Consider the following 12,424-nt stretch of genomic DNA (forward strand, 5'->3'; position numbering starts at 1 on the left):
CTTCCGGTGGATTTCGGGGCCTTGCCCCGCACCGGAGACAACGCCTGCAAACCCATACGGGTTATAGAAGCGGTAGGCATTTCACTCAATCGTGTACTGGGTACTGGGTACTTCATGACTGATCGCCCACTGCTCCTCCTCGACGTGGACGGCCCCCTCAACCCCTTCCGCGCCCCCTTCGCCGGACTGCGCGGGTACAAGAGCCACCGCATGTGGCCGGAGGTCTGGCTCTCCTACCGCGACCCCGAATCCCGCAGGGCACGGCGCGGTGCGCGGGTCCGCCTCCATCCGTCCCACGGCGCCCGGCTGCTGGCCCTGCCCTTCGAGCTCACCTGGGCCACCGCGTGGACGCACCAGGCCAACACCCTGATCTCCCCGCACATCGGGCTCCCCGGTGACCTGTCCGTCGTCGAATGGCCCGAACTGTTCGCAGAGGACCCCGACGGCCTCTCCTGGAAGACCCGGCACCTGAGGGACTGGGCGGCCGGCCGCCCCTTCGCCTGGGTCGACGACATGATCACCCCGCGGGACCGGGCGTGGGTCGCCGCCCACCATCCTGCCCCGGCCCTCCTGCTGCGCGTCCACCCGCGCCACGGCCTGCGGGACCGCGACTTCACGGCCCTGACCCGCTGGGCGGAGGGCCTCAGCCCAGCAGGGCGCTGACCGGGTCCGCGGCGGGGCGGCCCGTGGGCCACCAGTCGTCATCGTCCGGCCGGGACTCGTAGGCGTACCAGAGGGCGTCACGGCCGAGCCGGAGCTGGCGGGTGTGGGCCGTCAGGCGGTTGCGGTCGGGGCGGAAGACCCCCTGCGACGCGGCGAGGAGCGCCGGGCGGGCCCGGTCGAAGGGTCCGGCCGGCGGGTCCCAGGCCTCTTCGAGCGCGGCCAGGGCGGGACGGCCGCCCTGGCGCCAGGCCGCCGCGGCCCGCGCGAGGTCGGTGGTGGTATGCCCGGTGGCGCGGGCCAGGTCCCGGTAGAGGGCGCGGGCAGCACCCGTCAGGCCCGCCGTGGGGTCCGCGGAGGCCAGCCGGACGGCGTCCTGCCAGAGGGTGAGCCCGGCGATCGGGTCCTCGCCGGTGGTGAGCAGCGCGAGGGCGCGGGCGGCCGCGTCGGAGGCGAGCTGGTCGAGGGCCAGCGGGTCCGGGGCCGCCGGGTCGGCCGGGTAGGCGGGCGGGAGGCCAGCCGCCGCGGGCGCGGCGAGCGGCGCGGGCAGCGGCGGCAGCACGGTCCGGGCGAGCGCCTCCCGGGCCGGTACGCCGGGGAAGTCCGGTGCCGCATCGGGCTGTTCGCGGATCGCGTGGGCGGCGTTGCGGCGGGTCAGGTCGTCGAGGAGCTCCCGCTCGCCGCGGCCGCGCAGGAGCAGCAGGACGAAGGGGTCCTCGTCGAGGAGGCGGGCCGCCCGGTAGCAGAGGGCGGCGGCGTGCTTGCACGGCGGGCGCCCGACGTCCGGGCAGGAGCAGTGCGGGACGAGCTCGCCCGCCCCGGGCAGGACGGTCCCCGCCAGCGACTGCGGAACCTCTCGCTCCAGGAGGGCGCCGAGCGCCGCCGGGTCGGCCGCGACCTCTTCCAGCAGCCCGCTCCACTCCGCGTCCGCGAAGGCCGGCAGGACCAGCTCGGTGCGGTACGGGCGGGGCCTGCTGCCCCGGACGTACGCGACGATCCGGCCGGGCGTGACGGTCACCGCGTCGACGTGCCCGCCGGCGGCATACCCGCGGCCCCGGGCCAGACGGGCCGGGTCACGGGAGACCTCCTCCAAGGCGGCCACCCAGGCCCGGCCCCACCAGCTCACCGCCTCCACCCCGGCGGGCACGGTCTCGAAGGTGCGGCGGCGGCCGTCCCGTGCGGTGATCATGCGGGCCTCCGCAGGGAGACGAGGTCGGCGAGCTCGCGGTCGGTCAGCTCGGTCAGCGCCGCCTCCCCTGAGCCGAGGACGGCGTCGGCCAGGGCCCGCTTCGCCTCCAGCATCTCGGCGATGCGGTCCTCGACGGTGCCTTCGGCGATGATCCGGTGGACCTGTACGGGCTGGGTCTGGCCGATCCGGTAGGCGCGGTCGGTGGCCTGTTCCTCGACGGCCGGGTTCCACCAGCGGTCGAAGTGGACGACGTGGCCGGCGCGGGTCAGGTTGAGGCCGGTGCCGGCGGCCTTGAGGGACAGCAGGAAGACCGGGACCTCGCCCGCCTGGAAGCGGTCCACGAGCTCCTCGCGGCGCGCGACCGGGGTGCCGCCGTGCAGGAGCTGCGCGGCGATCCCGCGGGCCGCCAGGTGCTGCTCGATGAGCCGGGCCATCGTCACGTACTGCGTGAAGACCAGCACCGAACCGCCCTCGGCGACGATCGTGTCCAGCAGCTCGTCCAGCAGGGCGAGCTTGCCCGAGCGGTGCGGGAGCCGGGGCTGCTCCTCCTTCAGGTACTGCGCGGGGTGGTTGCAGATCTGCTTGAGCGACGCCAGCAGCTTCATGATCATGCCGCGGCGTTCGATGCCCTCGCTGGACTCGATCACGGCCATCGCCTCGTCCACCGCGGCCCGGTACAGGGAGACCTGCTCCCGCGTGAGCGACACCGGGTGGTCGGTCTCCGTCTTCGGCGGCAGCTCGGGCGCGATACCCGGGTCGGACTTCTTGCGCCGCAGCAGGAACGGCCGGACCAGCGCCGACAGCCGGGCGACCGCCGCCTCGTTGCCGCCGTCCTCCTCCTGCTGGTGCTCCACCGGGCGGGCGTGCCGGGCCCGGAAGGCGGTCAGCGGACCCAGCAGCCCCGGCGTGGTCCAGTCCAGCAGCGCCCACAGCTCGGAGAGGTTGTTCTCCACCGGAGTGCCGGTCAGCGCCACCCGGGCCGGCGCCGGGATCGTGCGCAGCGCCTTCGCGGTCGCCGAGTGGGGGTTCTTGACGTGCTGCGCCTCGTCGGCGACGACCATGCCCCAACGCTGTTCGGCGAGCAGGGCGGCGCTGGCGCGCATCGTCCCGTAGGTGGTGAGAACGAACCCGCCCGTGCAGGACGTCAGGTCCTCGGTGCTGCGGCCGCCGCCGTGGAAGCGGCGCACGGGGGTGCCCGGCGCGAACTTCTCGATCTCCCGCTGCCAGTTGCCCAGGAGGGAGGCGGGGCACACCACGAGCGTGGGCTCGCGGCGGTCCCGGTGCAGGTGCAGCGCGATCAGGGTGACGGTCTTGCCCAGGCCCATGTCGTCGGCGAGGCAGCCGCCGAGACCGAGGGAGGTCATCAGGTCCAGCCAGGCCAGGCCGCGCGCCTGGTAGTCGCGCAGGGTGGCCCTGAGCGCGGCGGGCTGCGGGAGCGGGGCGAGTTGCGCCGTCAGCCGTTCCCGCAAGGCGGCGAGCGCCCCCACGGGCACCGCCTCGACCTGCTGGCCGTCGACCTCGGCCGTGCCCGACAGGGCGGTGGCCAGCGCGTCGACCGGGTCGAGCAGACCCAGCTCGCGCTTGCGCGCCTTGCGCACCAGCTCCGGGTCGACCCGTACCCATTGGTCGCGCAGCCGCACGACGGGCCGGTGGGCCTGCGCCAGGGCGTCCATCTCGCCGGGGGTGAGCCGGTCGCCGCCGAGGGCCAGCTCCCAGGAGAAGGCGAAGAGGTGTTCCGCGTCGAAGAAGGCGGTCCCGTCGATGGCGGACCCGGGCGCGGTGGACCGTACGACGGCGGTCGCGGACAGCGTACGGGCCAGGTCGCGCGGCCAGTGGACCACGACTCCGGCGGCCGCCAGCCGGGTCGCGGTCACCCCCAGCAGGTCCTCCAGCTCGGGGTCGGACAGCGCCAGGGCGTCGGGCACGGGCTGGTCCAGCAGGCGCAGCAGGGGCGGCCAGACCCGCGCGGCCCGGCGCAGCGCGAGCACGGCGTCGATCCGGGCGCGGGGCCCGAAGCCGGCCCCGGCCGTGCCGGCCCACAACTGCCCGGCATCGGTGACCAGCGTCGGGTCGGCGAGGCTGTGCACCTGGACGACGGCGGCGCCGGCGCGCCGGGTCTCCTCCCCCTCGGCCTCGTCGAAGAGGCGGAAGGAGGACAGGTCGAGCCGGAGCGAGAGCCCGACTCCGGCGTCGGCCCCGGCCGCGACCTGCGCGGCCCACTCCCGTATCCCGGGGACCGGCTGCGGTTCCCGGGCGGCGAACGGCCGTCCGGCGGCGACGGCCGCCGCAGGGGTGCGGGGCAGGCTGTCGGCGACGGCGTCGAGGAAGGCGCGGACCAGTGCCTCCGGTTCGGGCAGCCGGAGCGGGCGACGCCCGGTGAGGGGCGTCGCATGCCCCTCGTGGGGCAGGGCGGCGGCGATCGCACGCAGATGGGCGATGTCGGCGGCGTCGAGCGGGCCGGCCCGCCAGGCGTCGACGCCCTCGGGGGTGAGCCCGGGGAGCAGCCTGCCGCGCGCGGCCAGGGTGAGGGCCTGTGTGGCGGCGGTGCCCCAGGCCCGGGTGGCGGGATGCGCGGCGGGGCTGCGCGGGGCCCGTACGAGCAGGGGCAGGGCGGCGGCGACGGAGAAGGTCACCGCGGGCACGGTCCGGCTGCGGACCCCGGTGCCGTGCGGACGGACGACGGTGAGCGGGCCCGGTGTGCCGGCCTCGGGCAGCGGGTCCCCGGCGGGCGACCAGAAGGCGACCCGGCCCTCCCGGGGAACGGCGGCGGGCAGGAAGACGGCGGCGTGACGCAGCAGCGCGGACGCCTGCGGCGTCGGCTGCTGCGACTGCGACTGCTGCAGGGCCGGTGGCCGCGACCACCGCGGCGCCTGCGCAGGCGTCTGCGTCGTCGTCTCCGGCTGCGCCGGCATGGTGCCCCCTCCCTCTGCCTCACGAAGTGCTCACAGTCCTCGGCGGACCTGCCGGTCCCTTCGCCACGAGTTTAGGTGCGCCCACCGACAATGCCCCTGACCTGCTGTTTCAGCGGGCCCAGCGGCCCTGCTCCGGCGCGTACCCGTAGACCGGCCGCCCGGTGGCGGCGCTCGTGCGCAGCGGGCGTCCCCCGTCGTCGATGCGCAGGGTGCCCGCGCCGGCCGGCGAGGTCCACCGCAGGTCGAGGGACCAGTCGCAGTCGCAGCCCGTGGTGGCGGCCTCCACCCGCAGGACGACCGGCTCGGCCGCCGAGACCCGCATCGGGAAGGCCGGGGCGGGCTGCCGGCCCCCCGCGTCGTTCCCGGCGACGGGACGGGCCAGCGGGCGCGGCGCGTCCAGGTTGACGGCGAAGGCGGCCGGGGTGAGACCTCCGCCGCAGCCCTGGGACATCTGGTAGACGTTCCAGGCGGGCGGCGTACGGCGGGCGCCCACCCGCACCTCAAGGCCCTCCAGGACGACCGCTCCCCCACCCGTGCCGTGCAGCGTGACCTCGACGATCTGGGACCCCGCGTGCACGGCGCGCTGCGCCGACGCCCAGGCGGGCGCGTCCGCCTCCACGGGCGGCGGGGCCACCGATCCGGGACCCCGCTCGGTCAGGTACGCGTGATCGCAGCCCGCGGCCCACACGTGCGACCGCACCGCTGCCTTCAGGGGCGCCGCCGGTGCCCGGCCGGGGGCCGGGACGGGCGGCGGGGCGGAGGACGGAGCCGGCGCGGTGGCCGGTCCCCCCTCCGGTGCCGATGGCGGACCCGTCGCGGGACCCGTCGCCGACTCCGGTGGAGCCGCTCCCGCCTCCGGCGGGGTCTGCCCGGCGGAGGCGGATCCCGAAGGCCCCCGCGTGCCGGCCCCGCCCCCGGCCCCCGGACCGGCGGAGGGCGCGCCCGGGTCCGGCCCGGTCACCGCCAGCAGTGCGACGGCCACCGCCCCCGCCGCCAGCCCGGCGGCGGCGACCACGGCCGCCCTGCGCCGGTACCAGGACGGGCGGGCCTCCGGCCCTGCCGCCGCGACCGAACCCACCACCACGGGCCCCACCGCGGCCGGACCCACCACCACGGGCCCCACCGCGACAGCGGGCTCCGGCTCCACCGCGACAGCCGGCACCGGCAGCGGCACCGGCGCGGCCGACGGCACCGGCTCCTGCGCCGGCAGCGGTGCGGGCCGGGGCGCGGCCGCCCCCGCGCGCCGCCGGGCGTCCGCCAGCAGCCACGCGCGGTGCAGGTCCACCGCCTCCGCCGCCGAGGCCCCGCAGGCCCGCGCGAAGCGGTCCACCACGGCGAACTCGACGGGCAGCGCGTCCCCGCTGCAGTAGCGGTGCAGTGTCGACGTACTCGTGTGCAGTCTGCGCGCCAGCGCGCCGTAACTCAGCCCGCCGCGTTCCTTCAGCTCCCGCATCAGCCGCGCGAAATCCTCGTCCTCACTCACGGTGTCCCCCGTCCCCCGTCCCGTGGCTCCGTTCCACGCCTGAGGTGTTCCCCCAGGTGACAGCGTGTACGGGCGTTCCAGTGTCCCGATTTCGCCCCGAAGCGTGGCCCCCCGCCCCCGGCCGGGGAACAGTCTCGTCAGGCACACCGATGCATCCACGGGGAGAACCGACATGTTCCGACGTACCGACACCGCCGCCACGCTCGCGACCGCGCTGGTCGCGGCGGCCGCCACCCTCGCCCTGACCGCCTCGACCTCCGCCGCGGCCGCCACCGCGCCCGGCTTCCTGAACGGCACCGACCTGCCGCCGCACCCGGCGTCCGCCTGGTACGCCGGCGAGATCACCGCGGGGCTGCCCGAGACGGCGCCGTTCTGCCTGGACGGCGCGCTCCCGGCAGGGGGCAGCTGGCACCGCACGTTCGGCACCGAGTTCGACACGGGCGCCGTGCAGGTCTCCGTACGGTCCGCCTCGCCCGCCGCGGCCGCCAAGCTCGTCGGCACGCTGGAGCGCAGGGTCGCCGCCTGCGCCGCCGACTGGCTGCGCACGACCCCGGGCGGCACGGCCTCCTGGCAGGACTACGGCACCCTCCCCGTCGAGGAGGGTGCGCACGTCTACGGGGTCCACACCTCGGTCCCGGAGTCGGAGCCGGGCGTGCACCTGTACGGGATCGGGCGCGACGGCTCCACCGTGACCGTCGTGAAGTGGGGACAGATGGGCGACCTGTCCCAGGCCCCGGTCGTCGCCTTCAAGAAGACGACGACGAAGGCCGTGAACAAGCTCCACCCGTGACCGCGGGCCCGGGCCCGGGCGCCCGGCCGAGTGGGACCATGGACAGCGAGAGGCGATGGCCATGCGTTCCGGGAACGAGCCGGTGACAGCACGCAGTCCGCTGCGGCTGCGGTTCTGGCTGGGCGTGTGGGGGCTGGTCTGGGCCGCCGCCGGGACGGCCGCCTTCTCGCTGGCGGGCCGTGCCGGATGGGCGGCCGCGTGCGGTGCGCTGGCGGTCGTGGTGTGCGTGGACCTGTTCATGATCGTGCGCCACATCCGCCAGGGCCCGCACTACCAGCCCGGCCGGGACATCCCCCCGTACGAGCCGCCCGACAGCCGGTGAGCGGCAGGCGGCCGAGCGCCACGGAGAACAGACCTGGAACGACCGCGCGGACGGACGCCGCGGAGCGGTCAGGCCTGGTCCTCGAAGCGGGCCGCAGCCAGGTACTCCGGCTGCGGGTCGAGGGCCGCGGCCAGCCGGAAGTGCTTGCGGGCCTGCTCGGGCCGTCCCGCGCGCTCGTGCGTGCGGGCCAGCGCGAAGTGGGCGAAGGCGTTGTCCGGCTCCCGCTCCAGCACCAGCTCGAACTCCAGCTCCGCAGGCCGCAGTTGCGCGGCGGCGAAGAAGGCCCGGGCGCGCAGCAGCCGGGCCGCGGTGTTCTCCGGATGGGCGGCCACGACCGAGTCGAGCAGCTTGACCGCACCGCGCGGGTCGCGTGCGGCGAGCAGCTGCTCGGCCGCCCGGAAGTCGATGACGTGGGTTTCCGGGCTGGACGGCGTGGGGCGTGCGGTCTCGGACACGGTATGGATCCTTCCCTCTACCGGCGCCTTCAACGCCCCCGCCCCACCCGCTATTCCATGCACACGTCAGGCGGTGCCGCCGCCCGCCGCCCGCGCGGTGAGCTCTTCCCACACCGTGCGTACCTGCGGCTCCAGCGCCTCCAGCGGCCCGTCGTTGTCGATCACGAGGGTGGCCACCGCCAGCCGCTGCTCACGCGTGGCCTGCGCGGCCATCCGGGCCCGGGCCTCCTCCTCGGCCATGGCGCGCAGCGCGGTCAGCCGGGCGAGCTGCGTGGACGGCGCCGCGTCCACCACGACCACCAGGTCGTAGAGGGGGGCGAGGCCGTTCTCGGTGAGCAGCGGTACGTCGTGCACGACGATGGCGTCGGGGCCCGCGGCGGCCTCCAGCTCGGCGGACCGGGCGCCGACCAGTGGGTGCACGATCTCGTTGAGGGTCCGGAGCTTGTCCTGGTCGGCGAAGACGATCGAGCCCAGTTTCGGCCGGTCCAGCGTGCCCTCGGGGGTCAGCACCTCTTCCCCGAAGGCCGCCACGACGGCCGCGAGGCCCGGCGTACCGGGTTCGACGACCTCCCGTGCGATCCGATCGGCGTCGACGACGATCGCTCCGTACCCCGCCAGCAGTCGCGAGACCTCGCTCTTGCCGGCACCGATTCCGCCCGTCAGGCCCACTTTCAGCATGCCCCGCAGCTTAGGGGGTGTACGTACACCCGTGCGGGGCCGGGCCCGGGGGACGGGGGTCAGCCCTCGCCCTCCCGCTCCGCCAGGAAGCGCTCGAACTCGCGGCCGATCTCGTCCGCCGACGGGAGCTCTGCCGGCTCGGCGATCATGTTGCCCCGGGTCTCGGCACCGGCGGCCGCGTCGTACTGGTGCTCCAGCCCCTGCACGAGGCTGACCAGCTCCTCGTCGCCCTCGCGGATCTGCCGGTCGATCTCCGTCTGCGTGCGGTGCGCCTCGGTCCGCAGCGCGTGCGCCACGGCCGGCAGCACCAGGCCGGTCGCCGCCGTGATCGCCTCCAGCACCGTCAGCGCGGCGTCCGGGTACGGGGAGCGCGCCACGTAGTGCGGCACGTGCGCGGCGACACCGAGGACGTCGTGCCCGGCCTGGGACAGGCGGAACTCCACCAGGGACTCCGCGCTGCCGGGCACCTGGGCCTCGTCGAAGGGGCTGCGGTGGCCCGGCATGAGGTCGGTCCGGTTGCCGTGCGGTGTGATGCCGACGGGCCGGGTGTGCGGGACGCCCATCGGGATGCCGTGGAAGTTGACCGAGAGCCGGACCCCGAGGCGCTCGACGATCTGCCGGACGGCGACGGCGAAGCGCTCCCACTCCACGTCCGGCTCCGGGCCGGACAGCAGCAGGAAGGGCGCTCCGGTGGCGTCCTGGACCAGCCGGACCTCCAGCCGCGGCTCCTCGAACTCGGCCCAGTGGTCGCGCTGGAAGGTCAGCAGCGGCCGCCGCGCCCGGTAGTCCACGAGGCGGTCCGCGTCGAAGCGGGCGACCACCTGGTGGGGGAGGGTGTCCAGGAGGCGCTCGACGATCTGCTCACCGGCCTCTCCCGCGTCGATGTACCCCTCGAAGTGGTACAGCATGACCAGCCCGGCCGAGTCCTGGGCGACCGCCAGGTCCGCCACCGCCAGACCCCTGGCATCCCATTCGTACAAGCCCTGTGGATCAAGCACCGCCACCACTCCTCCTCGTCTCGTTCCCTGCCAAGAACGTCCAAGGCGGCGGCACCATTCCCCAGTTGGCCGCATTCACAGGAACGCAACGGACCAATGGATCAATCGATGACAGCTTCGGCATCCCGCCGGGAACGCGGAGAGGCCCGCCCCCCGAAGGGGACGGGCCTCACCGTCGTACTCGATCAGCTCTGCTCACACCGGAGTGCGATGCGCGCTGCGATCAGCTCTGGCCGCCGGCCAGCTTCTCGCGGAGCGCGGCCAGGGCCTCGTCCGACGCCAGGGCGCCGGAGGTCTCGTCCGACTCCGAGGAGTAGGAACCACCCGAGATGCCCGCACCGGCGTTGCCACCGGCGGCCGGGGCGGCAGCGCCCTCGGCAGCAGCGGCCTCGTCGGCCTCGCGGCTCTTGATGACCTGAGCCTGGTGCTGCTCGAAGCGAGCCTGCGCCTCGGCGTACTGGGTCTCCCAGGCCTCGCGCTGCTTCTCGTAGCCCTCGAGCCAGTCGTTGGTCTCGGGGTCGAAGCCCTCGGGGTAGATGTAGTTGCCCTGGTCGTCGTAGGACGCGGCCATGCCGTACAGGGTCGGGTCGAACTCGACCGACGCCGGGTCGGCACCGAAGGACTCGTTGGCCTGCTTCAGGGACAGCGAGATCCGGCGACGCTCGAGGTCGATGTCGATGACCTTGACGAAGATCTCGTCGTTGACCTGGACGACCTGCTCCGGGATCTCCACGTGGCGCTCGGCCAGCTCGGAGATGTGGACCAGACCCTCGATGCCCTCGTCCACGCGGACGAACGCACCGAACGGAACCAGCTTGGTGACCTTACCCGGGACGACCTGACCGATCTGGTGCGTACGGGCGAACTGCTGCCACGGGTCCTCCTGCGTCGCCTTCAGCGACAGGGAGACACGCTCGCGGTCCATGTCGACGTCGAGGACCTCGACGGTGACTTCCTGGCCGACCTCGACAACCTCGGACGGGTGGTCGATGTGCTTCCAGGACAGCTCGGAGACGTGGACCAGACCGTCGACGCCACCCAGGTCCACGAAGGCACCGAAGTTGACGATCGAGGACACGACGCCGGAGCGGACCTGACCCTTCTGCAGGGTGGTGAGGAACGTCTGGCGGACCTCGGACTGGGTCTGCTCCAGCCAGGCGCGGCGGGACAGGACCACGTTGTTGCGGTTCTTGTCCAGCTCGATGATCTTCGCCTCGAGCTCCTTGCCCACGTAGGGCTGGAGGTCGCGGACACGGCGCATCTCGACCAGGGAGGCCGGGAGGAAGCCGCGGAGGCCGATGTCGAGGATGAGACCACCCTTGACGACCTCGATGACGGTACCGGTGACGATGCCGTCTTCTTCCTTGATCTTCTCGATCGTGCCCCAGGCACGCTCGTACTGAGCGCGCTTCTTGGACAGGATCAGACGGCCTTCCTTGTCCTCCTTCTGGAGAACCAGGGCCTCGATCTCGTCGCCGACCTTGACGACCTCGTTCGGGTCGACGTCGTGCTTGATCGAGAGCTCGCGGCTCGGGATCACGCCTTCCGTCTTGTAACCGATGTCGAGCAGGACCTCGTCCCGGTCGACCTTCACGATGACGCCGTCGACGATGTCGCCGTCGTTGAAGTACTTGATCGTCTCGTCGATCGCGGCGAGGAAGGCTTCCTCGTTACCGATGTCGTTGACCGCTACCTGCGGAGTGGTAGAGGTGGTCTCGGTGCTGCTCGTCATGTGGGAAAGGGCTCCGGTTACGGACAGAAAGTCGTAGGTACTGCTACGCCGGGAGCCCTTATCGGCATCTGCCGAAGAAGCCGGACAGCCAAGGAAGCCCCTGATCCGCAGAAGCGGGGAGGCCTCGAAAACCGAGGGGACATCAACAGATGCAAGCGCAGCCTGCTAGGTCTGAGGAGCACAGGCTCGCAGCGCAACTTGTAGCATACGGGGGCGGCCGGACAGGGTCAATGCGCGAAGGCCCACACCCCGGGCGGATCACCGCACAACCGGCACAATTCATGGGCAGGAGCGCCCTGATGGCGGTTCCTGCCACATCCCAAGACACTCGCAGACTACGACGACGGGCCCCATGAACCAAGAGGACGACGCCCCCGAAGACGCGTACCCGGCCGATCCGGGCTCCGCGGACGACGCCGAGGCCACACGCCGTGACGCCGGGGAAGCGGAGAGCAGCCGGGCGAGCCGGGGCTGGTGGGACCGCAACGCCGACGAGTACCAGAGCGAGCACGGCGCCTTCCTCGGCGACGACCGCTTCGTCTGGGGCCCCGAGGGCCTCGACGAGGCGGACGCGGCCCTCCTCGGCCCCGCCGCCTCCCTGAAGGACAAGGACGTGCTGGAGATCGGCGCCGGCGCCGCCCAGTGCTCCCGCTGGCTGGCCGCCCAGGGCGCCCGGCCCGTGGCCCTGGACCTCTCCCACCGCCAGCTCCAGCACGCCCTGCGCATCGGCGACGGCATTCCGCTGGTCGAGGCCGACGCCGGCCGGCTCCCCTTCCGCGACGGCTCCTTCGACCTGGCCTGCTCCGCCTACGGCGCCGTCCCCTTCGTCGCCGACCCGGTGAACGTCATGCGCGAGGTGCACCGCGTCCTGCGCCCCGGCGGCCGCTGGGTCTTCTCCGTGACCCACCCCGTCCGCTGGGCCTTCCCCGACGAGCCCGGTCCCGAGGGCCTGACCGTCTCCGCCTCCTACTTCGACCGGACCCCGTACGTCGAGCAGGACGAGCAGGGGCGCGCCGTGTACGTCGAGCACCACCGCACCGTCGGCGACCGGGTCCGCGACGTGGTCGCGGGCGGCTTCCGCCTGCTCGACCTCGTCGAGCCCGAGTGGCCCGAGTGGAACGGCCAGGAGTGGGGTGGCTGGTCCCCGCTGCGCGGCAACCTGATCCCCGGCACCGCGATCTTCGTCTGCGAGAGGGCCTGACCCC

11 protein-coding genes are annotated in these 12,424 nt (G+C 74.0%); 4 read left to right on the forward strand and 7 right to left on the reverse strand.

Annotated features, from left to right (window positions below; all coding sequences use genetic code 11):
* Positions 1-114: 114 nt before the first annotated feature.
* Positions 115-663: a hypothetical protein gene (locus IH80_RS0126460; RefSeq protein WP_030963824.1), complete on the forward strand. Its 549-nt coding sequence runs from the start codon at positions 115-117 to the stop codon at positions 661-663.
* On the opposite strand, the gene IH80_RS0126465 is transcribed toward IH80_RS0126460, so the two are convergent.
* The 3 genes from IH80_RS0126465 to IH80_RS0126475 form a co-directional block, all read right to left on the reverse strand.
* On the reverse strand, positions 644-1,849 hold the full coding sequence (locus IH80_RS0126465; protein ID WP_030963825.1) for an SWIM zinc finger family protein: 1,206 nt from the start codon (positions 1,847-1,849) through the stop codon (positions 644-646). The two genes, IH80_RS0126460 and IH80_RS0126465, sit on opposite strands and share 20 nt — an antisense overlap.
* A complete protein-coding gene (locus tag IH80_RS0126470; protein WP_234432392.1) occupies positions 1,846-4,761 on the reverse strand; it encodes a DEAD/DEAH box helicase in 2,916 nt (971 codons plus the stop codon). The genes IH80_RS0126465 and IH80_RS0126470 overlap by 4 nt, the downstream gene beginning before the upstream one ends.
* A gap of 109 nt (positions 4,762-4,870) precedes the next feature.
* Positions 4,871-6,244, reverse strand: coding sequence for a helix-turn-helix domain-containing protein (locus IH80_RS0126475; protein ID WP_030963828.1), 1,374 nt, complete (start codon positions 6,242-6,244; stop codon positions 4,871-4,873).
* Between the two features lie 172 nt (positions 6,245-6,416).
* On the opposite strand from IH80_RS0126475, the gene IH80_RS0126480 reads away from it, so the two are divergent.
* On the forward strand, positions 6,417-7,034 hold the full coding sequence (locus IH80_RS0126480; RefSeq protein WP_030963829.1) for a hypothetical protein: 618 nt from the start codon (positions 6,417-6,419) through the stop codon (positions 7,032-7,034).
* A gap of 61 nt (positions 7,035-7,095) precedes the next feature.
* Entirely contained in the window at positions 7,096-7,356 is a 261-nt protein-coding gene (locus IH80_RS0126485; RefSeq protein ID WP_030963830.1) for a DUF6343 family protein, read from the forward strand.
* 68 nt (positions 7,357-7,424) lie between these two features.
* Here IH80_RS0126485 and IH80_RS0126490 read toward each other — a convergent pair whose 3' ends face one another.
* The 4 genes from IH80_RS0126490 to rpsA form a co-directional block, all read right to left on the reverse strand.
* Entirely contained in the window at positions 7,425-7,811 is a 387-nt protein-coding gene (locus tag IH80_RS0126490; protein ID WP_030963832.1) for a tetratricopeptide repeat protein, read from the reverse strand.
* A 66-nt stretch (positions 7,812-7,877) separates the two neighbouring features.
* A complete protein-coding gene (coaE, locus tag IH80_RS0126495; protein ID WP_030963834.1) occupies positions 7,878-8,489 on the reverse strand; it encodes a dephospho-CoA kinase in 612 nt (203 codons plus the stop codon).
* Positions 8,490-8,548: 59 nt separating this feature from the next.
* The gene (locus IH80_RS0126500; protein ID WP_030963835.1) at positions 8,549-9,487 is read right to left on the reverse strand and encodes a PAC2 family protein; all 939 of its coding nucleotides are present in this window, start codon (positions 9,485-9,487) and stop codon (positions 8,549-8,551) included.
* Positions 9,488-9,710: 223 nt separating this feature from the next.
* The gene (rpsA, locus tag IH80_RS0126505) at positions 9,711-11,219 is read right to left on the reverse strand and encodes a 30S ribosomal protein S1 (RefSeq protein ID WP_030666059.1); all 1,509 of its coding nucleotides are present in this window, start codon (positions 11,217-11,219) and stop codon (positions 9,711-9,713) included.
* Between the two features lie 352 nt (positions 11,220-11,571).
* On the opposite strand from rpsA, the gene IH80_RS0126510 reads away from it, so the two are divergent.
* Positions 11,572-12,420: a class I SAM-dependent methyltransferase gene (locus tag IH80_RS0126510; RefSeq protein WP_030963836.1), complete on the forward strand. Its 849-nt coding sequence runs from the start codon at positions 11,572-11,574 to the stop codon at positions 12,418-12,420.
* Positions 12,421-12,424: the final 4 nt, after the last annotated feature.

Origin of the sequence: Streptomyces sp. NRRL S-378, assembly GCF_000720645.1 — a bacterium.
Taxonomy (GTDB): Bacteria; Actinomycetota; Actinomycetes; order Streptomycetales; family Streptomycetaceae; genus Streptomyces.